Raw genomic sequence first — 22913 nt, 5'->3', positions numbered from 1 at the left:
ACGTCGCCCAGGAACTCAACGGCCGCCCACGACAGACGCTCGGCTGGGACAACCCAGCCGAGCGTCTGCGTGATCTACTGACAACCACATAAGCCATCAGGTGTTGCGACGACCCCCAGAAACCGCCCTACCGAAAGCGATAAGAAGGGGCCCTTCCTTGCACCTTGGGCGGGCATGACGCCGATCACGTCGGTGGTCGCAACCCGGTGGAGGCGGGGGATGTCCGGCCGCTGCACCGGGGCGGTCGTCGGGTCGCCCCGATCCGGCATAACCGGGCATGACGGGCCGCTGTCACCTGCGGGTGCGACCATCCGTCGCAGGGTTGTCGCCGGGCGTGACGGCTGGCGGGTGACGGGAGGTCGTCGGGCGCCGGTGTCCGAGGATGCGACGTTCCGCGTCTGGTCCCACCTGCTGGGCAGGAGCTTGCAACTCCTACTAACCCGATAGGAATATTCAGCCATGCAGCCCGGCCTGGTCCTGACCGAGCGGCGCGTGGTGGACCTCCTGCGCGTCGCCAGCGGTCTGTGTCGTTAGCCAGTCGCTGATCCCGTAGCGGCGTCGGCGGCCCGGCGCTGACGGCCCACGCCGTCCGGCGCCGACGAACCGCCGGTGCCGGTGCGGCGGCGGACGGTGTCGATGCCGAGCCCGCCGTCCGGCCGCCGTACGACACCGTCCTCCCGCTCTGATCCTCGTCGGTCGCTGGCGACCGATCGAGGTGCTTCGTCCTGCCCCGACCGTGCCCCGGCATCCGGTCCGTCGGCACCTGTCGGTCCGCACCACCCGCCCGCGACCGGGACTTCGACCTCTACGCCTGGGCCGCCCACGAGCCGCTCCGGCTCGCCGCCGCGTCCCTGGCCGGCGCCACCGCCGGCCACACCGCCTGAATCCACCGTACGAGACGGCATTCCACTCGCAAGGAGACCGAGAAACACCATGACTGGCCGAACACGACACCACACCGCCCGGTACCGGTTGACCGGCCTGGTCGCCGCAGTGACCGCCCTGGCCGTCGCCGCAGGTTGCGGTACCGCCGGGGATCCGACCGCCGAGGCTGCGGGGGCGGGCGGCACGCTGACCGTCGGTCTGGCCAAGGAGACCGAGTGCCGGGATCCGCAGCAGGACAACTACGGCTACGGCGGCACCATCGGTCGGCAGATCGTCGACTCGCTTACCGAGCGTAACGGTGTCGACCTGGCCAGGATCGAGCCGTGGCTCGCCACGTCCTGGGAGATCAGCCCGGACGCCTCGACGTACACGTTCAAGCTCCGCGACGACGTCACGTTCAGCGACGGGTCGGTCTTCGACGCCAGCGTGGTCAAGGCCAACTTCGAGGCCCTGGCCGGGATCAGGGCGGCCACCGGCGCGGCGTTCGTCCAGGGCATCAGGGCGATCAGCACGCCGGAGAAGTTCACCGTGAGGATCGAGTTCGACAAGCCCAACGCGGCGTTCCTCCAGGCCACCTCGTCCTGGCAGCTCGGCATCCTCGCGCCGGCCTCGGTGGCGAAGACGCCCGAGCAGCGGTGCAGCGAGGGCGTCATCGGCTCCGGCCCGTACCTGGTCAAGGAGGCGGTCTACAACGAGCAGACCACCCTGGCGCGTCGGGCCGACTATGCCTGGCCGTCGAAGGCCCGTAAGCGGACCGGCGCCGCCGCCTTCGACAAGGTGGTCTTCCGGATCGTGCCCGAGGCGGGGGTACGCACCGGGGCGATCAGCAGCGGCCAACTCGACCTGGCCCAGTCCATCTCCTGGCAGGACGGTCCGGTGCTGGAGAAGGCCGGCCAGCAGCTGCTCAAGGCGGTCAACCGGGTACCGGCGGTCTCCCTGGAGGTCAACACCTCCCGGCCGATCCTCAACGAGGAGGCCGTCCGGGTCGCGCTGACCCACGCGATCGACCGGAGGAAGCTGGTGGAGACCGCACACAACGGCTTCACCTTCCCGGCCACCGGCTCGCTCACCGCAGCCAACCCGTTCCACCTGCCCCAACCCGAGGCGTTGAAGTACGACCCCGAACGGTCCCGCACGTTGCTGGACCAGGCCGGCTGGCAGGTCGGTGCGGACGGCATCCGGACCAGGAACGGCAAGCGCCTGACGATCACCGCCTCGTTCGTCGGCAACCCGGACAACCAGACCTTCCTGGAGGTGATCCAGCAGCAGGTCCGTGAGGTCGGCATCGACTTCGCGCTCCGGCCGCTGTCCACCGGGGAGTTCGACACCGCGCTGGTGGCCGGCGACTACGACGTACACCGGTGGAGTGGCGCCCTCGTCGACGGCGACGTACTGCGCATCCTCTTCTCCACGAAGACGCTCAACAAGTCACGGCTCGCCCCGGGCAACGACCTCGACGCGCTGTTGCAGAGGCAGGTCGCCATCGGTGACCCGGCCGAGCGGCGCACGGTGCTCGACGAGATCCAGCGGGTGCTCGTCGAACGGGCGTACCAGATCCCGGTCTTCGACATGGTCAACCTCTGGGGCGCCGGCCGGAAGCTCACCGGCGTCGAGTTCGACGACAGCTCGCTCATCCTCTACGACGCGCAGTTCACCAGTTGACCGCGGTACCGCGGGGAACCGGCGAACGGTTCCCCGCGGTACCCCGCCGGGCCGGGATCCGGCCCCACCCCAGGAGAAAGAGAGGTGACACGTTGATCACGTACGCCTTCCGGCGCCTCGGGCACGCGCTGCTGGTGCTCTGGGCGACCTTCACGGCGACCTTCTTCCTGCTCTACGTGCTGCCCGGGGACGCCGCGCTGAGCAAGGCCGGAGTGGGCGGCGACGGGGCCACCCTCAGCCCGGCCGAACTGGCCCGGGTCCGCGCCGACCTCGGACTCGACCAGCCGGTCGTCGGGCAGTACGCCACCGCGCTGCTGCACGCCCTGCGGGGCGACTTCGGCACCTCGACGCAGACCGGCGCGCCCGCGCTGTCGATGTACGTCGAAGCGGTCCCGGAGACGCTCAAGCTCGCCGGGGCGGCACTGCTGCTCGGCCTGGTCGCCGGCACCGGGTGGGCACTGCTGGCGGCCTGGACCCGCTGGCGGCTCCTGCGGCAGGCGCTGCTCGCCCTGCCGGCCGTCGGGGTGTCGATCCCGACGTTCTGGATCGGCCTGCTGCTCATCCAGGTCGTCTCCTTCCGCTGGCAACTGCTCCCGGCCATCGGCAACGACGGGGTACGCAGCCTCGTCCTGCCGGCGCTCGTGCTGGCCGTACCGACTGCGGCGATGTCCGCGCAGATCCTGTCCCGCAGCCTGGAGGCCACCCTGCACGCCCCGTACGTCGAGACCGCCCGGGCACGGGGCGCGTCGCGGAGCCGGGTGCTGCTCCGGCACGCCCTGCGTAACTCGGTCCTGCCGGTGGTCACCGCCCTCGGCATGACGGCCGGACACCTGGTCGGCGGTTCTGTGATCATGGAAACGGTCTTCTCGCGGTCCGGCGTGGGGGCGATCACCGTCCGGGCGGTCAACGTCCAGGACACCCCGGTGGTGCTGGTGGCGGTGGTCTTCGCCGCTGTCGTCTTCGTCGGCGTGAACCTGCTGGTCGACCTGCTCTACCCGGTGATCGACCCGAGGATCCAGCTCCGTACGGCCCGCCGTACCGGCCTGCTGCGTGCCGGGGTGGCGACATGAGCCTGACCGAGCAGGTCCTGCCCCGCCTCGAACCGGTACCCCCCGTCGACCCGTCGACGGCCGGAGCCCGGGCCGACGGTGACGGAGGAGCGGACGTCCGCCCCCGCCCGCCGCGCCGGACCCGACCCACCCTGGCCAGACTGGCCCGACAGCCCGGCCTGCTCCTCGCCTGGACCGTGCTCGCCCTGGTCGCGCTCGCCGCCGCCGTACCGGAACTGTTCACCGACCACGACCCGCTGCGCCCGGTGGGGCCGCGACTCACCGCACCCGACAGCGAGTTCCTCTTCGGCACCGACAACCTCGGCCGCGACCTGTTCACCCGGGTGGTGTACGGCACCGCCGAGTCGGTCCAGGCGGTCGTCGTCGCCGTCCTGGTCGGACTGGTCGTCGGCTCGCTACTCGGGCTGCTCGCCGGCTACCTGGGCGGCTGGGTGGACGACGTACTGATGCGGGTGGTCGACGTGCTGCTCGCGGTACCCGCACTGCTGATCTCGCTGGCCTTCATCACGGCGCTCGGCTTCGGGACGGTCAACATCGCCATCGCGGTGGGCATCGGCAACGTGGCGTCCTTCGCCCGGGTGATGCGGGCCGAGGTGCTCCGGATCAGGGGCAGCGCCTTCGTCGAGGCGGCCACCTTCGCCGGGATCGGCCGGCTGCGGCTGCTGGCCCGGCACATCCTGCCCCACACCGCCGGACCGGTGCTGGTGCTGGCCACCCTCGAACTCGGCCTGGCGCTGCTGAGCGTGTCCGCGCTCAGCTTCCTCGGCTTCGGCGCGCCACCACCGGCCCCCGAGTGGGGCAGCCTGGTCGCCGGTGGCCGGGACTACCTCGCCGCAGCCTGGTGGATGGCGAGCATCCCCGGCTTCGTCATCGCCGCGACCGTCCTGTCGGCCAACCGGATCGCCCGGTCGGTCAACCGCCATCAGGTGAGTGCGTTCTGATGCCGGTCACCCACCTCCTGAACCCCGAGACCAGACCGGAAGGCCGCCCGATGACCCCCGCCGTACCGCAGGACGAAGCACCGGACCTGCTGACGATCGAAGACCTGACCGTGGAGTACCTGGTCGGCGGACGCCGGGTACGCGCCGTCGAGCAGGCCGACCTGTCGGTAAGCAGCGGCGAGATCGTCGCCCTGGTGGGCGAGTCCGGATCGGGCAAGAGCAGCATCGCGCACGCGGTGCTGGGCGCTCTGCCCGCGGCCGGGCGGATCGTCGGCGGTCGTATCGGCTTCGACGGGCTGGATCTGGCCCGGCTGTCGGAACGCCGGTTCAACCAGGTCCGGGGCCGGTCGTTGGGCTTCATCCCACAGGATCCGATGTCCAGCCTCAATCCGTTGCACCGCATCGGTACGCAGGTCACCGAGTCGATCCGGATCCACCGGTCGGCATCCCGGGCCGAAGCCGCCCGCCAGGCGGTGGAGCTGCTCGACCGGGTCGGCCTGCCGGAACCAGCAGCCCGGGCCCGGCAGTTCCCGCACGAACTCTCCGGCGGCATGCGCCAGCGGGCCCTGATCGCCGCCGCCCTGGCCGGTGCGCCCCGGCTGCTCGTCGCCGACGAACCGACCACCGCGCTCGACGTCACCGTGCAGAAGGTCATCCTCGACGACCTGTCCGCGTTGGCCCGTTCGGGTGGGATCGCCGTCCTCGTCATCACCCATGACCTCGCGGTCGCCGCCGACCGCGCCGACCGGATCGTCGTACTCCGGCACGGCCGGATCGTCGAGTCCGGCACGCCCGACGCCGTGCTCGGCGCACCCTGTCACCCGTACACCAGGATGTTGCTGGCCAGCGCACCGAGCCTGGCGGCCGGGCGGCGGCGTCGGAGCCGGCCGGCCGGGCGGAGCACGCCGGGCGCCACGGTCACCGAACCGGGCGGGCACCGCGCGCCGGTGGCGCCGACCAGCGGCCGGGACCTGGTCCGGGTGGACGGGGTGACCAAGGAGTTCCGGGTCCCGCACACCGACCGCAACCAGGGCTGGTTCCGGGCGGTCGACGACGTCTCGCTGACCATCGGCCGGGGCGAGACTCTCGGCCTGGTGGGGGAGTCCGGCTCCGGCAAGTCGACCCTGGCCCGGCTGATCCTGCGACTCACCCCGCCGACCGCCGGACGGATCGCCTACGACGGCACCGACATCGCCGACGTCGACCGGCGTGGACTGCGCGGACTGCGGGCCCGGGCGCAGCTGGTCTACCAGAATCCGTACGGGTCGTTGAATCCCCGGCTCACCGTCCGGCAGATCGTCGCCGAGCCCCTGGTGGGCTTCGGCATCGGCGACCGGTCCGCCCGGGGCCGGCGGGTGCGCGAGCTGCTCGACCAGGTCGGCCTTCCCGGTGACCTCGCCGAGCGTCGTCCCGCCGAACTCTCCGGCGGGCAACGGCAACGGGTGGCCATCGCCCGCGCCCTCGCCCCGTCGCCGGAGCTGCTGGTCTGCGACGAACCGGTCTCCGCGTTGGACGTGTCCATCCAGGCCCAGATCCTCGACCTGCTCGCCGACCTTCAGGTCGAACTGGGACTGAGCCTGCTGTTCGTCTCCCACGACCTGGCCGTCATCCGCCAGGTCGCCGACCGCGTCGGGGTGATGCGGGCCGGCCGGCTGGTCGAGATCGGGCCGGCCGACCAGGTCTTCCACCGGCCCGGACACGGGTACACCCGGACCTTGCTCGCGGCGATCCCCGGGCAGGGGTTCGGCACGCGCGCCACCGGGCGGGCCGCCTGATGGCCCGGGCAGCCGGCACCGTGCGCACCGACCCGGCCGCAGGCGGGGTCTTGCCCGCAGAGCAGGACAGGGACGCCGGGCTGGTGGCCACGCTGGCCGCCGGCGCGGTGCACCGCGACCGGGACGCCGACCTCGACCCGGCCGTCCACGCCCTACTCGACCGCGCCGAATGGTCCGGCGGTACCCCGTTGGACACCCCGGCCGCCCGGCTGCGGGCCGTCCGACGGGTCCGGGACCTGGCCCGGGTGGACGCCGGAGTCGCCCACCTGGTCGCCGGGATCCACCGGGCCGGGGCGCTGGCCGCCGGATTCCACAGCGGCACCGACCCGGCTGCGCCGGCCGGCGGTCTGCTCGCCTGCACCGGCCCGGTGGTGCCGTCCGGCGCATCGTCCGCCGGCACCGGCCCGGTCGCGCTGGCCACGCCGACGGTGCCGGTGGTACCGGTGACCAGCGGTCCCGGCGGGCTGGTGCTGACCGGTACCTGGCGGCTGGAACCGCCCGCGACCCTGGCCCGGCAGGTGGTCCTCGCCGGCCTGCGGGTCGACGGCCACGACGTGGTCGCCCTGCTCGACGTCGCCGCCGATGGCATCGTCACCGGACCCGCCGCCCCGAACAACGGGTCCGGGACCGAGCCGGCCGGGGTCGTCGTCGGGCCCGAGCCGCCGGCGTTCGGGCTGCGTGCCGCGCCGACCGCCGAACTGCGCCTGACCGGGCTGCCGGTACCGGCCCACCGGATCCGACCGCTGACCGGGCAGCCGACCTGGCCGGTCTTCGACGAGGCGTTGCGGATCGCGGTCGAGGTGGGACTGCTCGACGGGTTCCTCGCCGCCGCTCGGGACTTCCTGGTCCACCACGCCCGCCCCTGGCACGAGTCCGGGGTGGACAGCGCGGCGCGTGACCCGCACACCACTGCCGTCCTCGGGCAGGCGTACGCGCAGCAGCGCGCGCTGCACCTGCTCGCCCGGGACGCCTTCGCCGCCGTCGCCACCGCCGACGGGACGCCGGGCGGGGCGCCGCCGCGCGCCGTGGTGCTGGCCCGCTGGTACGCCCGGCAGCGGATCGGCCCACTGATCACCTCGGTCGTCGGGGTACTCGGCGCCAGCGGCACGTCCGGCCGGTTCGCCCTGGACCGCTACTGGCGGGACTTCCGTACCCACGCCCTGCGCCACCCACCCCGCTGGGGCCTGGACACCCTCGACCACCAACCGGACCCGCGACCCGAGCAGGACACATGACCGACCGAGAACTGCACCTCAACGTCAACGCCCTCCCCGCCGGGGCGCACCCCGCCGCCTGGCGGTCCCCGGGCGGCAACCCCCGAGCCTGGATCGACGTCGGGCACTACCAGCGGGTGGCCCGGGAGGCGGAACGCGGCCTGCTCGACGCGGAGTTCCTCGCCGACGGCCTGCTGCTGCGCGGCAACGTGGCGACCGGACCGTCCTTCGCGCTCGACCACGTGGTACCCGAGCTGCAACGGCGTGGCCTGTTCCGGAAGGAGTACACCGGCACGACCCTGCGCGACCATCTGGGTCTGGCCCGGCCGGCCAGCAGCTACCGGGCGGGGTGGGCCCGGTGACCCTGAGCCCGCCGGTGGACCTGCCCGACGTCGTACCCGGCCGGACACCCCGCAGCCACGCCGAGGCGGTCGCCGCCGCGCACCGGCTCGCCGCGCGGTGGCGGGAACTCGGCCCGCTGCGCGACGCCGACCGGGCCGTGCCGTACCGGGAACTGGAGCTGCTCGGCCGCTCCGGACTGCTCGGCCTGACCGTGCCGACCCGGTTCGGCGGGCCGGGACTGGGCGAGCACACCCTGACCCGGGTCTTCGCGATCCTCGCCGCCGCCGACGCGGCGCTGGCCCAGGTTCCGCAGAACCACTTCGGGGCGCTGTTCGGGCTGGAGACCGAGGACGACGAGCGGGCCGGCTTCTTCTTCCGGGCCGCGCTCGCCGGTGCCCGGTTCGGCAACGCCGGCCACGAGCGCGGCAAGGGTGGCCGGACCGCGCCGAGGACCACCCTGGTGCCCGACGGGGACGGCTACCGGATCACCGGGTTCAAGACCTTCTGCACCGGCGCGTTGACCGCCGACTGGGTGCCGGTCAGCGCCGCCCATCCGGACGGCGGGACCGCCACCGCGTTCGTCCGGCAGGGCGCCCCCGGCCTGGTCGTCCACCCCGACTGGGACGCCTTCGGCCAGCGGGCCACGGTGAGCGGCAGCGCCGAACTGACCGACGTGTGGGTCGACGCCCGGCACGTCTTTACCGCGACCGGCCGACCGAAAGCGGCCGGTGCGTTCCGGTACTCGCGCAGCCAGCTCACCCACGCGGCGATCCAACTCGGCATCGCCGAGGGGACGCTGGCCACCGCCGACCGGATCGCCCCGGCGGTCCTCGCCGGCCCGGACGGGCACCGGTTCCGGGTCTGGCGGGAGGAACTGGTGCTGGACATCCACGCCACCGCCGCGTTGATCGGCCGGGCCGCCGACCTGATCGACGAGGTGGTCGCCGCCGGCCCGGCCACCGACGCGGGCGCCCTCGCCGTCGGCATCGCCGTCGACGAGGCCAAGTGTCTGGCGTACGACCTGGGGCCGCTGGCCGCCGACGGACTGACCGGGCTCGCCGACCCGGCGCTGCTCGCCGCCGATCCCGGCTTCGACCGGTACTGGCGCAACGCCCGGACCCACTCCCTGCACGACCCGGTCCGGTGGCGGCGGCACTACGTCGGCGACCACCACCTCAACGGCACCCCGCCGCCGTTCCTGGCGTGGCTGCTCGAATCCACCGGCGACGCTCCGCTGTGACCGCCGCCCCAACCCTGCGAGAGATCATGACCAGCACCATCGATGACGTCGACCTCGTCGACTTCCACACCCACTACCGTCCCCCGTGGTGGGACGTCGCCGGTTCCGGTCGGCGGCTGGCCGCCGGGCTGGACCACGCCCGGTTGGACGACCTGGCCCGCCTGGTCTCCGACACCCGGGCCGGCGGCATCTCGCTGCGGGTGCTCAGCGCCCCGGTCGAGCTGCTGTTCGGTCCGGACCTGCCGGTACCCACCAGCGCGGTGAACCGGGTCAACGAGTACCTGCGCCACACCCTCGCCCGCACCCTGGTGGCCCGGCATGGGTGAGCAGCCGGTCTTCCACTGGTTCCTGCCGATGCACGCCGACCAGCGGCACTACGGCGGTGACCCGGGTGCCCGGCCGGCCGATCCCGGCTACCTGCGCGACGTGACCCGGGCCGCCGAACGCAACGGGTTCGCCTCGCTGCTGCTCGCCACCTCGCAGGCCAGCCGGGACACCTGGCTGACCGCCGCGCTGGCCGCCGAGGCCACCGAGACGATCCGGTTCATCGTGGCGTTCCGGGCCGGGTACACGCTGCCCACCCTCACCGCACAGATGATCGACACCTTCCAGCAGCTCTTCGCGAACCGGCTGGACGTCAACATCGTCACCGGCAGCGAGGGCCCCGAGCAGCAGGCGTACGGCGACGAGATCTCCAAGCAGGACCGGTACCGGCGTACCGACGAGTTCCTCCGGGTGCTCCGCGCCGAACTACGCGGCGAGCGGTACGACATCGCCGGTGACTGGTACCGGGTCGTCGGTGGTGGCCGGCCGGCACCGGTGACCCGACCGCCGACCATCTTCTTCGGCGGGCTGTCGGACGAGGCGGCCGAGGTCGGCGCCCGGCACGCCGACGTGCAGCTGATGTACGGGGAAACCCCGCCGATGGCCGCCGAACACGTCGAACGGATCGGTGCACTGGCCGCCCGGCACGGACGCACCGTCGAGTTCGGCATCCGGATCCAGGTGATCTCCCGGGACCGGTCCGAGGACGCCTGGGCGGAGACCGGGCGGATCCTCGCCCGGCTCACCCCGGAGCAGGTGGAACGCCGGCAGCGGGACCTCGCCCGGCGGGCGTCGGTCGGGCAGCGCCGGGTGCAGTCGCTCAACCCCGGGGTGCTCGACCCGGACCGGCTGCGCCCGTACCCGACGATCTGGTCCGGGCTGGGGCTGGTCGGTGGCGGGGGCGGCAGCACCGCCCTGGTCGGCAGCCACGAGGAGGTCGCCGAGCGGATCGAGGAGTACCGCTCGGTCGGGGTGCGGCACTTCATCGTGTCCGGTGCCCCGTTGCTGGAGGAGGCGTACCGCTTCGGCGAGGGCGTCATCCCGCTGTTCCGTTAGTCGAGCCGGGAAGCACAGGGAGATGGGGAACATGACAGTGGTGACCGGTGTCATCAGCGGAGGGGCCGGTGCCGGGGCGGCAGCGGACGAGGTGCGCGACGTGGCTGAGCTGACCGTCCGGGCCGAGGCGTACCTGCGGACGGTGGCGCCCGGCGCGGCGCAGCGGGAACGCGAGCGTGAACTGCCGTACCAGTTGGTGCGGGACCTGGCGGCGGCCCGACTCGGCACCTTCCGGGTGCCGCGCGCCTACGGTGGCCCGGGCGCGTCGATCCGGCAGGTGATGGGGTTCGTCCTCGACCTGGCCGCCGCCGACTCCAACATCGCCCAGTCGGTCCGCCCGCACTTCGGGTTCGTGGAGGGGCTGCTGCGGTCACCGGACGAGCAGGAGCGCCGCCGGTGGTTCCCCCGGGTGCTCGCCGGTGACCTGTTCGGCCTGGCCAACGGGGAGATCGGCGCGCCGAACGGGGTGATCCGGACCCGGATCCGCCGTGCCGGGGACGGCTACCGGGTCGACGGCAGCAAGTACTACTGCACCGGCACGCTCTTCGCCGACTGGGTCAGCGTCTCGGCGGTGGACGAGGCCGGCGAGCGGGTCACCGTGGTGATCCCCACCGACCGGGCCGGGGTGACCCTGCTCGACGACTGGGACGGCATGGGGCAGCGGCTCACCGCGAGCGGCACCACCACCTTCGACGGGGTGCGGGTGGAGAGCGAGGAGGAGACCCGGGCCCGCCCGGTCACCGGGCCCGGCGAGCCCCGCAGCCACGTCACCGCCTTCCAGCAGCTGTTCCTGGCGGCGGTGGAGGCGGGCATCGCGCGCAACGCGGTGGCCGACGCGGTGTGGTTCGCCCGGGAACGGTCCCGGCCGATCAAACACAGTTCGGCCACCCGGTCGGTGGACGACCCGTACATCCAGCACGCGGTGGGGGAGATGTCCGCCCGAGCGTTCGTCGCCGAGGCGGCCGTCCTGCACGCAGCGGACTCCATCGACCGGGCGCTGGCCGCCGAGGAACCGGCCGGGCTGCTCACCACCGCCTCGGTGGACGTCGCCCGGGCGCAGTACCTCGCCGTCGAGTCGGCGCTGAAGAGCGCGGAGCTGCTCTTCGACGTGGGCGGCGGGTCGGCCACGGCCCGGGAACACAACTTCGACCGGCACTGGCGCAACGCGCGCACGGTGGCCAACCACAACCCCCGCCACCACAAGGCCGGCGTGGTCGGTGCGCACCTGCTCACCGGGGCCGAACCGCCGACCACCGGTCTGTTCTAGGAGGAGACGGCATGAGTTACCGCCCACTCGGGCGCACCGGGGTCCGGGTCAGCCCGCTGACCCTCGGTGCGATGAACTTCGGGGCCAACGGCAACCCCGACCACGACCACAGCGTGCGGATCATCCACGCGGCCCTGGACGCCGGGATCAACGTCGTCGACACCGCAGACGTGTACTCGCAGGGCGAGTCCGAAATCATCGTCGGCAGGGCGCTGACCGGTGGCCGCCGCGACGACGTGGTACTGGCCACCAAGTTCCACGGCGCCATCGGCGACGGAACCAACCACCGGGGCAACTCGCGGCGCTGGATCCACCGGGCCGTGGAGGACAGCCTGCGTCGGCTCGGCACCGATCACGTCGACCTGTACCAGGTGCACCGGCCGGAACCGGACACCGACCTGGACGACACTCTCGGCGCGCTGTCCGACCTGGTGCACCAGGGCAAGATCCGGTACTTCGGGACGTCCACCTTCGAACCGCACGAGATCGTCGAGGCGCAGTGGACCGCGCAGCGGCGCAACCGGGAACGGCCGGTGACCGAACAGCCGCCGTACTCGATCCTGGCCCGGGGCGCGGAACGCGCGGTGCTGCCGTTGGCCGAGCGGTACGGCCTCGGGGTGCTGCCGTGGAGCCCCCTGGCCGGCGGCTGGCTGTCCGGGCGGTACCGGCGCGGCCAGGCCGATCCGGGTCCGTCCCGGCGGGTGGCCCGACAGGCGGCCCGGCACGACCCGGAGCTGGCGGCCAACCAGCTCAAGCGGGCGGCGGTCGACGCGCTGACCGGGCTGGCCGACGAGGCCGGCCTGTCGCTGATCCACCTGTCGCTGGCCTTCGTCCTGCACCATCCGGCGGTCAGTTCGGTGATCATCGGGCCGCGCACCCTGGAGCACCTGACCAGCTATCTCGGCGCGGTCAAGGTCACCCTTGACGACGACCTGCTCGACCGGATCGACGCCATCGTCCCGCCGGGCGTGACCCTCAACCCCGCCGACGCCGGCTACCAGCCGCCGTCGCTGACCGACCCTTCCGTCCGCCGTCGCCACCTGGTCTAGGAGACCCCATGTCCCACCAGCCCGTCATCGACATCCACGCCCACTACCGGTACCCGGGTCAGGAGTTCGTCCCGCCACCCTCCTGGGTCTCCGAGGAACGTCGCCGGGACCAGCTCCGGCACGACGAGATCCTGCGCAGCTTCGACCGGATCGTCGAGGTGGCCGAGCAGGTCGGCGTCGACACCCGGGTACTCAGCCTCCCGGCCGCCTCCCGGTTCGCCGACTACGACACCGCACCGGCGCGGCCGAAGGAGATCGCCGAACTCAACGACTACCTGGCCGGCGGGGTCCGCGACCACCCCGGTCGGCTGCTCGGGCTGGCCACCGTCGACGCCTTCGACGGGGAACGGGCGGCAGCGGAGACCCGGCGGGCCGTGGAGGAACTCGGCCTGTCCGGCATCGTGGTCGACTCGGCCCGGGCGGACACCTTCCTCGGCGCCCCGGAGACCGTGCCGACCCTCGCCGAGGCGGCCCGGCTCGGCGTGCCGGTCTTCGTCCACCCCACCGGCACCAGCCTGACCCCGGCGCTGATCGCGCAGGCCGGCCAGCTCGGCTCGTCGTACGGTCGGGGACTGGCCAACGGGGTGGCCCTGCTCTCGCTGATCCACCGGGGCCTGCTGGACAGCATCCCGGGTTTGCGGATCGTCTTCACCACGCTCGGCATCGGGGCGCTGGGCATCGCCGGTGTGTGGCGGGCCCGGGGCGGACTGGCCGCCGCCGACGGGCGCTGGCAGGTCTCCTTCGACACCATGGGCTTCGACCCGCAGAACGTCGCGTTCCTCGTCTCGGTGCTCGGCGCGGACCGGGTGCTGCTCGGCAGCGACTTCCCGCACCAGGTGGACGCGGACCCGCAGCGGGTGGCAAACGCCCTCGACGGCGCCGGGCTCTCCCCGACCGACCAGGCGCTGGTGCGGGGCGGCAACGCGGCGAAGCTGCTGCACCGGCGCCCGGCCGCCGTGCCGGCCGCCGCCGGGTGACCGGGATGGGCAACGACCAGCCAGCCGTCATCGACCGGGTCCGGACCCGCTTCGGGCCGGTACCGGTGCACCCGGTGCTGGACCGGATCGCCGGGGTGGTCGGGACGACCATCGCCCCGGCCGCCCCGGCGGTCGACGCCTCGGCGGTACCCGCCGGGCACCTGGCCGCCCTGGCCGACGCCGGGCTGTTCGGGCTGGCGGTACCAGCCGAACACGGCGGCGCGCCGGTCCCGGAGGAGGTGGCCACGGAGGCGTTCGAGCTGCTCGCCGGGGCGTGCCCGGCCACGCACCTGATCGCCTCGCAACACGCCACCCCGGTGGGCGCGATCCTGCGGTCCGGCAAACCGGAGCTGCTGGCGCTGCTGCCGGTGCTGGCCCGGGGCGAGCGGTACGGCGGTGCCGCCTTCGGCCACGTCCGGACCTGGCCGCGTCGGCGTACCGTCACCGCGACCCAGGTGCCCGGCGGGTGGCGGTTCGACGGCACCGCGCCGTGGTTCTCCGGGGCCGGGCTGGTGGATCTGGCGCTGGTCGGTGCGATCGACGAGGCGCGGCAGCGGATCGTTTTCGCCGTCGTCGACGTACCCCGGTCGGTGGTCGACGGCGATGCCCCGGCTCTCCGGTCCCGACCGCTGACGATGGCCGCCATCGACGGCGCCCGGACCGTGGCGCTGGACTTCGGCGGCCTGGTCGTGCCGGACACCCGGGTGACGGAGGTGGTCGACGTGGCCGGGTGGTCGGCTGCGGACGGTACGACGGGAGCCCGCAGCCACCCGGGTGCGGTCGGGCTGGCCCGGGCTGCGGTCGGGTTCGCGCTGGAGCGGTACCCGGACAGCCCGGGGCTGCACGCGCTGGCCGACGAGATCGCGTTGATCCGTACCCTCGCCGACGGACCGGACAGCGCTGCGGACGCCTCGGCACCCGGTCGGAGCCCGCTGTACTGGCGGGCCCGCAGCGTCCACCTGGCCGTCCGGGCCACCAACGCGGCGGTCGTCGCGCGGGGCGGGGCCGGTCTGCTCACCGGCGACCCGGTGCAGGTGTGGGCGCGGGCGGCGCTCTTCCTCCAGGTACGCGGGCTCTCCGAGGCGATGCGCGCCGAACACTTCGAGCACCTCGCCGGCCTGGCCTGACCGGCACGACAGCAGGGCGAAGTGGTGGGTCGAGGGGCGTAATCCGGTCGACCGGACCACCGTCCGGTGTGATGCTGCCCGGATGTCGGTACCTGTCGGTGTGCCCCTGCGGTGGCAGTTCGATCTGACCTGGGAGCTGTTCACGTACCACCTGGCGCGGCTGGAGCCGGCGGACTTCCACTGGGAGCCGGCCGCGCACTGCTGGACGGTGCGCCGGGCGCCCGACGGCCGGTGGGTACCGGACTGGGCGGACACCGAGCCCGACCCGGTCCCGGTGCCCACGATCTCCTGGCTGGTCTGGCATATCGGCTGGTGGTGGGGCAACGCGGTCGGCCAGCTCCGGGGGCATCCGGTGCGACCGCACACCGACGTCGACTGGCCCGGTGCCGGCGAGCCGGCACTGTCCTGGCTGCGTGACCTGGACACGCAGTGGCGGGACCTGCTCGACCGGATCACCGACGCCGACCTCGACGGTGCCGTCTCGTTCCCGTGGCCGGCCGGTTCCGGGTACACCGTCGCCCACCTGGTCGCCTGGGTGAACAGCGAGTTGATGAAGAACGTGGCGGAGATCGGCCAGCTCCGGCTGCTGCGTGCGGCGGCGCACCCGTCCACCGGTTAGGAAGGGCCCCTTCCTATCGCTTTCGGTATAGGAAGGGGCCCTTCCTAACACCTCAGGTGCGGGCGTACGACGTCGGCGATCTCGGCGATCGTCGGGTGGTCGAAGAAGGTGTCCAGCTCCACCTGTACGCCGAACCGCTGGTGTCGGCGGCGCCGTGGCCGGGGGCGACGGGGAGGTTCCGGGCAGCGCGGCCCGGTCGAGTTTGCCGTTCGGGGTACGCGGCAGCCGATCCAGCACCACCCACCGCGTGGGCACCATGACGGCGGGCAGGGACCGACCGGGGTGCGACGCGGGCGTCGCGGTGGCGCAGGTATCCAGGTGGTGACCGCACGGGAACACGGGACTGGCCGAACGGGTATAGGAAAGCCCTTTCCGGTGGGTGCTCGTGGGACATCGACATGGCCATACTGGGCGGCACCTGAGTGGAGGGTACGAGTGGTTGATGTCGAGGCGGCGACCATGCCACCGACGGACGGGCGTGTGTCCGTACCGTTCGACGCCGGCGGGGCCGGGGCCGACCGGTCGGCGCCACTGACCTGGGGCCAGCACGCGATCTGGACCGCGTTGCGCCGGCACGGACCCGGGCAGACGATGATCAGCATCCGGCGCGTCGTGCCGGTCCCGCGTCGGGCCGCCGCCGACCCCGCCCGCGTGCTGCGGGCCGTCGCCGACCTGGTGGTCCGGCACGACTCGCTGCGCACCCGGCTGCGCACCGTCGACGGGCAACACCGGCAGGCGGTCTCCGGGGCCGGGGAACTACCGGTGCACCTGGTGCGGACCACGGACGGCGACGACGTGGCGGCGGCGACGGAGGTTGCCGAGCGACTGGCCGCCACCCCGTTCGACCACGCCGAGGAGTGGCCGCAGCGGTTCGCGCTCGTGCTCGCCGGGGACCAGGTCCGGCAGGTCGTGGTGGTGTTCAGCCACACCACGGTGGACTTCCGGGCCGCCGAGATCGTGTTGCGGGACCTGCGGATGCTGCTGCTGCGCGGCACGGTCGGTACGCCCGCCGGCCTCCAGTCGGTCGACGTGGCGCTACGGGAGGGCGACGAGTACCACCGTCGGCGCGCCGAGCGGGCCGTGACGCACTGGGTCGACGGGTACGCCCGGCTGCCCGTCGACACCGTTGCCGAGGCCGGGCCGCCCCGGGAGCCCCGGTTCCAGCGCGCGGTCCTGACCTCGGCCGCCGCCGACACCGCCACCCGGCTGATCGCCGCCCGGCACCAGGTGACCAGCTCGACGGTGCTGCTCGCGGCCACCGCCGCCGTGGTCGCACGGTGGACCGAGCGCAGCACCGGCGGCAACGGCACGGTCGGTGTCTACACCATGTCCAACAACCGGTCGCCCGACGGGTACGCCGACGCGATCGCCAAACTGAACCAGCTCGGCCTGGTCGTCGTCGACGTGGCGGACCGGCCCTGCTTCCACGACCTGCTGCCCCGGGTGTGGCAGGCCGCCTTCGCCGCCTACCGGCACGCCTACTACGACCCGGACCGGATCGCCGAGGCGTACGCGCGGGCCGGTTTCCCGTACGCGACCGGGATCAGCCCGCACTGCTACCTCAACGACATCCGGCTCGCCACCGACGTCGACCTGTTCCGTCACGCCACCGACGAGGGCGCGGTCCGCCGGGCCATGGCCGCCACCACTCTGACCCGCACCGGCGGCTTCACCCGGTTCACCTGGCGAACCCGGGTGGAGATCCTGGACGCCCCCGGCGGGCTCGGCCTCGCGCTCACCGCCGACACCGCCCACCTGCCACCGGAGGCCATCGGGCGGTTCCTGCGGGACCTGGAGCGGCTGCTCGTCGAGGCCGCCTTCGGGGAGGTGCCGTGGCCCTGGCTGTGAGCCCGCCGTCGGGCCGTCGCGCCTCCACCGGTCCACCACGGAACGCGCCACCACCGCCGAACCGTGATCCGGGCCATGCGCCACGACGCGCAGGCCGCCGAGGACTACTCCACCGACCTCCTGCACCGGCGGGTCGACCCGCTGCGCGCCCCGGCCGTCTCGGTGGTCGGCGAACGGGACCCGGGCACCGGGTACCACCAGGAGCGCTACCGGGGGTGGGGTTTCCGGACCGGGACGACCGCGCTGGTGCTGATCGAGGAGGCCGGGCACCACGTCGTCAGGTTCCCGGCGGCGGAGGTGGCCGACATCCTCACCGGGGTGGATCGGCGGCTGACCGGCCGGAGGAGGATCCGGGTGGACCCTGCGCCCGGTCGGTGCCCGTCGGCCGGCTCAGGCGGCTGACGCGGCCCGGTCCTGTCCCCGGTGGGCCTGCTCCGGCGGAACGGCCGGCCGGAGCCGTCGGGTGACGGGCCCGCCCGGCCAGTCGCTGTCGGCCCCCGGCCGGTCGTCGCGCCGGTCGGACCGGGCCTGCGGGGCCTGGGCCACCTGGAGGGCCCGCTGGGCACTCTGCCAGGCCGGGCACGGCCAGGGCTGGTCAGCGCAGAGCAGGTTGTGGCAGCCGCCGTCGCCGTCGGGGGCGTGCGCGTCGGCCACGTCGAGGGCGAGTCGCCACAGCAGCGGGTCGGTCACCCCGTCGGGACGGTCAGCCGGCCGGCGGTCGTGGTCGTGCCTGCTCTCGGACATCAGGGCCCTCCTGGTCGTGGTTGCTTCCCCTACTCTTCACCATCCGGGTTCCGGGTAAACCGTTTCCCCAGCCAGACGTTGGCCAGCTCACGTGTCGGAAACCGGGCTGACGGCGTCGGGTCGCCGCTGCCCGACGCGTCGGTTCAGCGGCGGCTGAGCAGCGAGGTGACCCGCATCCGGTCGCTGTGGATCCACACGTCGGAGTACTCGATCGGGCGGCCGTCGTCGAGATAGGTGATCTGCTCCAGGTACAGCAGCGGGAATCCGTCGGGTACCCCGAGCGCGGTGGCGACCCGACCCGACGCGGCGGTCGCGGTGAACGTCCGTCGACCGGTACTGATCTTCAGCCCGTAGTCGTTCTCCAGCAGGCCGAACAGGGACCGGTCGGCCAGGTCGGCCTGGTCGAGACCGGGCGCCAGGTCGGTACGGACGTAGTTGACCAGCCAGGCCACCGGTCCCGCGCCGGTGGCCCGGAGCCGTTCCAGGCGCAGCACCGACTGGCCGGGACGCAGGTCGAGCAGGGCCGCCACCGGAGACGGGGCGGCCATCACCTCGTGCGAGAGCACCTGCGTGGTGACCTGGACGCCCTGCCGGGCGAAGTCCTCCGACAGGGTGGTGAGCTTCTGGGCGATGGACGGCTCGATGGCGGTGGAGGTGACGTAGGTGCCCCGCCCGCGTACCTGCACCAGCAGGCCGTCGCGGATCAGCGTGGCGAGCGCGCGACGCAGCGTACCCCGGGAGATGCCGAGGTCGGTGGCGAGTTCCGGTTCGCTGCGCAGCCGGTAGTGCGGCGGCCATTCGCCCGACAGGATCCGGGCCCGGATCTGCTCCGACACCTGCGCGTGCAGCGGTGCCGGCGCGTCGCGGTCGAGCTGCTCGTTCGGCCCGTTGGGGCTCAACTGGTCGGACATGGCGCCTTCCCGTGGGGGCCGTCGCCCCTCGACCCCGCGACGGTGGCGGATGTCGAGGGGCGACGGACGGTCAGTAGCTCGTGGTGTGCTCGTTGACGTTGTCAGTGACGATAGCCACCCCGGCGCTGGTGCCGAGCAGTACCGCCCCGGCGTGCAGCAGGGACACGGCCTGCGCGAAGGACTTGATCCCACCGGAGGCCTTGACCTGCACCCCCTCGGGGGCGCGGGCCACCAGGTAGGCGATGCTCTCCGGGTTGGCCACCTCGACCGCGCCGCTGCTGGCGTTCTTCAGGAACGCGGCGCCGGCCTCGATGGACAACTCGACGGCCGCCTCCCGTTCGGCCTCGGTGAGCAGCGGAAGTTCGAGCATCACCTTGACCGGTACGCCCGATGCCCGGACGACCCCGGCGATGTCGGACCGGAACGCGTCGTACCGGCCGCTCTTGAGCCAGCCGATCTGCACCCCGATGTCGATCTGGGTGGCGCCGGCCCGGGCCAGGCTCTCCGCCTCGGCGGCCTTGCCGGCGCTGGTGGTCACGCCGACCGTGGGGAAGTCCAGCGCCGAGGCGACCCCGGCACCGGTGCCGCGCAGCACCGCCGCGACCTCGGGTACCCAGGAGCCGGGCACCATGGCGGCGTTGAACCCGTACCGGAGGGTCTCCTCGGCGTGCGCGACGATCCGGTCCCGGGTGATGCCGACGTCGATCAGGGTGTGCTGGATGTAGGGCGCCAACGTCGCGGGGGTGACCTCGGCGTCGGTCAGGAAGGCAGTGCTCACGTTCTTCTCCAAGTGTGCTGGTGCGTCGTGGTGCGGGTTGGTTGCTACATCCGGTCCCGGTAGTAGTCCGGGACGACGACCCCGGGTTCGTCGAACCAGCGCGGCACGTCCACACCGCAGACCAGTCCGACGTTGCCCCACGGGTTGAACGCGCCGGTCCGTACGATCGCCTTGGCCTGGTGGGCCAGTTCGCCGAGCATCTCGGCGTGCGGCCGGGTGGAGAGCTCCACCCCGGGGAAGCGCTGCCCCAGCCAGTCCGCCAGCGGCCGGTTGTGGGTGGTCACGTCCTCCGCCACCACGACGCCCTCGACGATGATCTCGTCGGCGACGAGGTCGAGCACCGTGGTCAGCGTGGGCAGGTCCTCGGCGACGGCCAGGTCGATGCGGTGGGCGGTACGCGGGATCGGGAACCCGGCGTCGACCACCAGCAGCAGGTCGGTGTGGCCGAGGGTGGCGAGCACCCCGGACAGTTCGGCGTTGAGCAGTCCTCGGCGTTTCATGCGTTCTCCTTCATGGTGTGTGCGCCGGTGGCCAGCGCCATGACCTTCTCCTCGGTGGCCTCCGCCGCGGGGACGATCCCGACGAGGCGCCCGGCGGCCAGGACCGCGATCCGGTCGCTGACGGTCAGCAACTCGGGCAGGTCGGAGGAGGAGACGACGATCGCGACACCCGAGTCGGTCAGGTGGTGGAACAACCGGTAGATCTCCGCCTTGGCGCCGACGTCGACGCCCCGGGTGGGTTCGTCGAGCAGCATCAGCCGGGGTTCGATCGACAGCCACCGGGCGAGCAGTGCCTTCTGCTGGTTGCCGCCGGAGAGTTCGGTGATGCCCTGGGCCGTGGTCGACGTCTTCACCCGCAGGTCGCGGGCGCGGGCGTCGGCGTCGCGTCGCAGCGCCCGCCGCCGTAGCAGGCCGAACCGCTGCCGGCGGCCGAGGGTCAGGATGGTGACGTTGTCGGCGACGCTCATCGTCGGCAGGATCCCCTGCTGCCGGCGCTCGCCGGGCAGGTACGCCACCCGGGCCCGGATGGCGTCACGCGGCGCCCGGGTGGTGAACCGTTCGCCGTCGAGCGAGAGTTCCCCGCCGCTGAGCGGGTCGGCGCCGAAGATGCCGCGCAGCAGCTCGACCCGGCCGCTGTCCGGCAGGCCGGCCACCCCGAGCACCTCGCCCGGCGCCACGTCGAGGTCGATGCCGGTGAATCCGGTACCGGAGACGCCCCGCATCCGCAGCCGGGGAACGGTCCCCGCTGTCGGCGCGGGACGGTCCGCCCGGCGGGACTCGGCGGCCAGTTCCCGGCCGACCATCGCCGCCACCACCTCGTCGGGGGTCACCTCGTCGGTGGGCCAGTACCCGACGTGCCGGCCGTCCCGCAGTACGTGGATGTGCTGGGACAGGGCGAACACCTCGGGCATCCGGTGCGAGACGTAGAGCAGCGTGACCCCGTCGGCCTGGAGCGCACGGATCACTCCGAACAGCCGTTCCGACTCCGCCGGGGACAGGATCGAGGTCGGCTCGTCGAGGATGACCAGCCGGGCCTCGCGGGCCAGCGAGCGGGCGATGACCACGAGTTGCTGGGAGGCGGCGTCGAGGTGCCGTACGGTGCCGCGCGGGTCCACGGCGAGGCCGAGCCGGTCCAGCAGTTCGCCGGCCCGCTGGTCCATCCGGCGCCGGTCGGGGAACGGCCGGGACCCGGGTTCGGCACCGAGCATGATGTTCTCGGCGACGGTCCGGTCCTGGGCGAGGGCCAGTTCCTGGGGTACCAGGGCGACCCGGTGCCGGCTGAGCAGGGTGGCCGGGTCGAAACGGCGGACCTGCTCACCGGCCACCTGCACCGTGCCGGTCGTCGGGGAGTCCAGCCCGGCCAGGATCTTCATGAGGGTCGACTTGCCGGCGCCGTTCTCGCCCATCACGGCGGTGAGGCTGCCGGCGGGGACGCTCAGGGTCACGTCCTGCAACGCGCGGACGGCTCCGAAGTGCTTCGACAGACCGGTCACCGCGATGGCGGCGGTCGTCGGAGCGTCGATCGTGGCCGGGCTGGTCATCGGATCAGCCCTCCACCGGCACGCTGGCGACGTTGTCGCGGGTCACGACGAGGGCGCCGGTGTCGACGTCCTTGATCGTGGTGCCGTTCTTCAGGTAGTCGGCCAGCAGCTTGACCGCCTGGTAGCCCTGCTCGGCGGGGCCCTGGCTGATGGTCAGGTCGATCACGTCGGACTTGAGGTACTCGACGGTCTGCGGCTGCACGTCGAACCCGACCGCGTGGATCTTGCCGGCGTTGCCGGACTGCTGGAGCCACTTGGCACCGGCGGTGAAGCTGCAGCAGTCGAGCGAGACCAGGGCGATCGCGTCGCGCTGGGCCGCCATCGTCGACTCGATGGTGTTGTAGGCCGCGCTGGGCTCGTTGCCGGTGTTCACCGGGCCGACGATCTCCAGGCCGGAGTCCTTGAGCCCGGCCTGGAAGCCGGAGAACCGGTCGTTGGACCAGCCGGCGCCGGAGTCGACCGACACCACGACGACCTTGCCCTTCTTGCCGCCCAGTACCCCGAGCAGTTCCTTGGCCAGCGAGGTGCCGGACGCGACGAGATCCTGACCGACGAAGCCCATCTGCTTGGACTCGGGGTTGTTGGTGTTGAACGAGATGATCGGGATGCCGGCGTCGTACGCCTGGGCGATCACCGGCTTGAGGGCGTCGTTGCTGGCCGAGGAGACCGCCAGACCGTGGATCTGCTTCTGGTTGATCAGTGTCTGGAGCTCGGCGACCTGGTCGGCGGCGCTGCCGCCGGTCGGGCCGATCATCTGGGCCTCGACCCCGAGTTCCTTGGCGCCGCGTTCCATGCCCTGGCGGATCGGGACGGCGAAGGCCAGCGACGGGTCGTGGTAGCTGAGCCGGATCTTGAGCGGTCCGCCCTTCTCGACGGCTTCCTTGATGTACCCGGCGAGCTGGAATCCACCGTCACCGGCGGCGGTGGTGTTGGCCGGGGTGACCGCGCCGCAGGCGGCACCGGTCAGCAGGGCGAGGCTGAGGGTCGCGGCGGCCGCGACCCGGCGCCGGAGGGAGAGCGTCATCGGGGTGACTCCTTGTGGG

Annotated in this window: 22 protein-coding genes; 16 read left to right on the top strand and 6 right to left on the bottom strand. The window is 73.0% G+C overall.

The window, feature by feature from the left end; genetic code table 11:
- Nucleotides 1–933: 933 nt before the first annotated feature.
- The 16 genes from GSF22_RS12335 to GSF22_RS12260 all read left to right on the top strand — a co-directional run bounded on the left by GSF22_RS12335 (nucleotide 934) and on the right by GSF22_RS12260 (nucleotide 17798).
- Nucleotides 934–2547: an ABC transporter substrate-binding protein gene (locus tag GSF22_RS12335; protein WP_208813676.1), complete on the top strand. Its 1614-nt coding sequence runs from the start codon at nucleotides 934–936 to the stop codon at nucleotides 2545–2547.
- A gap of 92 nt (nucleotides 2548–2639) precedes the next feature.
- On the top strand, nucleotides 2640–3617 hold the full coding sequence (locus GSF22_RS12330) for an ABC transporter permease (RefSeq protein WP_208813675.1): 978 nt from the start codon (nucleotides 2640–2642) through the stop codon (nucleotides 3615–3617).
- Nucleotides 3614–4558, top strand: coding sequence for an ABC transporter permease (locus GSF22_RS12325; RefSeq protein ID WP_208813674.1), 945 nt, complete (start codon nucleotides 3614–3616; stop codon nucleotides 4556–4558). Before GSF22_RS12330 ends, GSF22_RS12325 begins: the two co-directional genes overlap by 4 nt.
- 50 nt (nucleotides 4559–4608) lie before the next feature.
- Entirely contained in the window at nucleotides 4609–6333 is a 1725-nt protein-coding gene (locus GSF22_RS12320; RefSeq protein ID WP_208813673.1) for a dipeptide ABC transporter ATP-binding protein, read from the top strand.
- 50 nt (nucleotides 6334–6383) lie between these two features.
- Entirely contained in the window at nucleotides 6384–7568 is a 1185-nt protein-coding gene (locus GSF22_RS12315) for an acyl-CoA dehydrogenase family protein (RefSeq protein WP_208813672.1), read from the top strand.
- Complete coding sequence (locus tag GSF22_RS12310; protein WP_208813678.1) at nucleotides 7565–7909, top strand: hypothetical protein; 345 nt, start codon at nucleotides 7565–7567, stop codon at nucleotides 7907–7909. Before GSF22_RS12315 ends, GSF22_RS12310 begins: the two co-directional genes overlap by 4 nt.
- Nucleotides 7906–9129: an acyl-CoA dehydrogenase family protein gene (locus tag GSF22_RS12305; protein ID WP_208813671.1), complete on the top strand. Its 1224-nt coding sequence runs from the start codon at nucleotides 7906–7908 to the stop codon at nucleotides 9127–9129. Before GSF22_RS12310 ends, GSF22_RS12305 begins: the two co-directional genes overlap by 4 nt.
- A 26-nt stretch (nucleotides 9130–9155) precedes the next feature.
- Nucleotides 9156–9455, top strand: a complete 300-nt coding sequence (locus tag GSF22_RS12300) for a hypothetical protein (protein WP_208813670.1) — start codon at nucleotides 9156–9158, stop codon at nucleotides 9453–9455.
- Nucleotides 9448–10509, top strand: coding sequence for an LLM class flavin-dependent oxidoreductase (locus GSF22_RS12295; protein ID WP_208813669.1), 1062 nt, complete (start codon nucleotides 9448–9450; stop codon nucleotides 10507–10509). The genes GSF22_RS12300 and GSF22_RS12295 overlap by 8 nt, the downstream gene beginning before the upstream one ends.
- A 31-nt stretch (nucleotides 10510–10540) precedes the next feature.
- On the top strand, nucleotides 10541–11776 hold the full coding sequence (locus GSF22_RS12290) for an acyl-CoA dehydrogenase family protein (RefSeq protein WP_208813668.1): 1236 nt from the start codon (nucleotides 10541–10543) through the stop codon (nucleotides 11774–11776).
- 11 nt (nucleotides 11777–11787) lie between these two features.
- Complete coding sequence (locus GSF22_RS12285) at nucleotides 11788–12825, top strand: aldo/keto reductase (protein WP_208813667.1); 1038 nt, start codon at nucleotides 11788–11790, stop codon at nucleotides 12823–12825.
- Nucleotides 12826–12833: 8 nt separating this feature from the next.
- Nucleotides 12834–13802 carry an amidohydrolase family protein gene (locus tag GSF22_RS12280; RefSeq protein WP_208813666.1) on the top strand — a complete coding sequence of 323 codons (969 nt, stop codon included), beginning with the start codon at nucleotides 12834–12836 and terminating at the stop codon, nucleotides 13800–13802.
- Nucleotides 13803–13807: 5 nt separating this feature from the next.
- A complete protein-coding gene (locus GSF22_RS12275) occupies nucleotides 13808–14929 on the top strand; it encodes an acyl-CoA dehydrogenase family protein (RefSeq protein ID WP_208813665.1) in 1122 nt (373 codons plus the stop codon).
- A gap of 82 nt (nucleotides 14930–15011) precedes the next feature.
- Nucleotides 15012–15548 (top strand): DinB family protein, encoded by a 537-nt coding sequence (locus GSF22_RS12270; RefSeq protein ID WP_208813664.1) that lies wholly within the window; start codon nucleotides 15012–15014, stop codon nucleotides 15546–15548.
- Nucleotides 15549–16028: 480 nt separating this feature from the next.
- Entirely contained in the window at nucleotides 16029–17396 is a 1368-nt protein-coding gene (locus GSF22_RS12265) for a condensation domain-containing protein (RefSeq protein ID WP_208813663.1), read from the top strand.
- Between the two features lie 63 nt (nucleotides 17397–17459).
- The gene (locus GSF22_RS12260; protein ID WP_208813662.1) at nucleotides 17460–17798 is read left to right on the top strand and encodes a hypothetical protein; all 339 of its coding nucleotides are present in this window, start codon (nucleotides 17460–17462) and stop codon (nucleotides 17796–17798) included.
- On the opposite strand, the gene GSF22_RS12255 is transcribed toward GSF22_RS12260, so the two are convergent.
- From GSF22_RS12255 to GSF22_RS12230, 6 genes are all read right to left on the bottom strand, one after another.
- Nucleotides 17787–18140 carry a hypothetical protein gene (locus tag GSF22_RS12255; RefSeq protein WP_244367224.1) on the bottom strand — a complete coding sequence of 118 codons (354 nt, stop codon included), beginning with the start codon at nucleotides 18138–18140 and terminating at the stop codon, nucleotides 17787–17789. The genes GSF22_RS12260 and GSF22_RS12255 overlap by 12 nt on opposite strands.
- A 143-nt stretch (nucleotides 18141–18283) precedes the next feature.
- Nucleotides 18284–19051 (bottom strand): GntR family transcriptional regulator, encoded by a 768-nt coding sequence (locus GSF22_RS12250; protein WP_208813661.1) that lies wholly within the window; start codon nucleotides 19049–19051, stop codon nucleotides 18284–18286.
- Between the two features lie 70 nt (nucleotides 19052–19121).
- Nucleotides 19122–19829: a deoxyribose-phosphate aldolase gene (gene deoC / locus GSF22_RS12245; protein ID WP_208813660.1), complete on the bottom strand. Its 708-nt coding sequence runs from the start codon at nucleotides 19827–19829 to the stop codon at nucleotides 19122–19124.
- Between the two features lie 44 nt (nucleotides 19830–19873).
- Nucleotides 19874–20329, bottom strand: coding sequence for a D-ribose pyranase (gene rbsD / locus GSF22_RS12240; RefSeq protein WP_208813659.1), 456 nt, complete (start codon nucleotides 20327–20329; stop codon nucleotides 19874–19876).
- Nucleotides 20326–21870: a sugar ABC transporter ATP-binding protein gene (locus GSF22_RS12235; RefSeq protein ID WP_208813658.1), complete on the bottom strand. Its 1545-nt coding sequence runs from the start codon at nucleotides 21868–21870 to the stop codon at nucleotides 20326–20328. Before GSF22_RS12235 ends, rbsD begins: the two co-directional genes overlap by 4 nt.
- Before the next feature lie 4 nt (nucleotides 21871–21874).
- Complete coding sequence (locus GSF22_RS12230) at nucleotides 21875–22894, bottom strand: substrate-binding domain-containing protein (RefSeq protein WP_208813657.1); 1020 nt, start codon at nucleotides 22892–22894, stop codon at nucleotides 21875–21877.
- Nucleotides 22895–22913: the final 19 nt, after the last annotated feature.

Source organism: Micromonospora echinofusca (assembly GCF_017614955.1).
GTDB lineage: Bacteria > Actinomycetota > Actinomycetes > Mycobacteriales > Micromonosporaceae > Micromonospora > Micromonospora echinofusca_A.
This window is presented reverse-complemented; position numbering and strand designations above follow the sequence as displayed.

Bases quoted from the DNA above. Each gene is read 5' to 3' on its own strand.
- GSF22_RS12270 (WP_208813664.1), top strand. From the start codon at position 15,012: ATGTCGGTACCTGTCGGTGTGCCCCTGCGGTGGCAGTTCGATCTGACC.
- GSF22_RS12255 (WP_244367224.1), bottom strand. From the start codon at position 18,140: ATGTCCGAGAGCAGGCACGACCACGACCGCCGGCCGGCTGACCGTCCC.
- GSF22_RS12335 (WP_208813676.1), top strand. From the start codon at position 934: ATGACTGGCCGAACACGACACCACACCGCCCGGTACCGGTTGACCGGC.
- GSF22_RS12290 (WP_208813668.1), top strand. From the start codon at position 10,541: ATGACAGTGGTGACCGGTGTCATCAGCGGAGGGGCCGGTGCCGGGGCG.
- GSF22_RS12320 (WP_208813673.1), top strand. From the start codon at position 4,609: ATGACCCCCGCCGTACCGCAGGACGAAGCACCGGACCTGCTGACGATC.
- GSF22_RS12235 (WP_208813658.1), bottom strand. From the start codon at position 21,870: ATGACCAGCCCGGCCACGATCGACGCTCCGACGACCGCCGCCATCGCG.
- GSF22_RS12310 (WP_208813678.1), top strand. From the start codon at position 7,565: ATGACCGACCGAGAACTGCACCTCAACGTCAACGCCCTCCCCGCCGGG.
- GSF22_RS12295 (WP_208813669.1), top strand. From the start codon at position 9,448: ATGGGTGAGCAGCCGGTCTTCCACTGGTTCCTGCCGATGCACGCCGAC.
- rbsD (WP_208813659.1), bottom strand. From the start codon at position 20,329: ATGAAACGCCGAGGACTGCTCAACGCCGAACTGTCCGGGGTGCTCGCC.
- GSF22_RS12285 (WP_208813667.1), top strand. From the start codon at position 11,788: ATGAGTTACCGCCCACTCGGGCGCACCGGGGTCCGGGTCAGCCCGCTG.
- GSF22_RS12230 (WP_208813657.1), bottom strand. From the start codon at position 22,894: ATGACGCTCTCCCTCCGGCGCCGGGTCGCGGCCGCCGCGACCCTCAGC.
- GSF22_RS12300 (WP_208813670.1), top strand. From the start codon at position 9,156: ATGACCAGCACCATCGATGACGTCGACCTCGTCGACTTCCACACCCAC.
- GSF22_RS12275 (WP_208813665.1), top strand. From the start codon at position 13,808: ATGGGCAACGACCAGCCAGCCGTCATCGACCGGGTCCGGACCCGCTTC.
- GSF22_RS12280 (WP_208813666.1), top strand. From the start codon at position 12,834: ATGTCCCACCAGCCCGTCATCGACATCCACGCCCACTACCGGTACCCG.
- GSF22_RS12250 (WP_208813661.1), bottom strand. From the start codon at position 19,051: ATGTCCGACCAGTTGAGCCCCAACGGGCCGAACGAGCAGCTCGACCGC.
- GSF22_RS12325 (WP_208813674.1), top strand. From the start codon at position 3,614: ATGAGCCTGACCGAGCAGGTCCTGCCCCGCCTCGAACCGGTACCCCCC.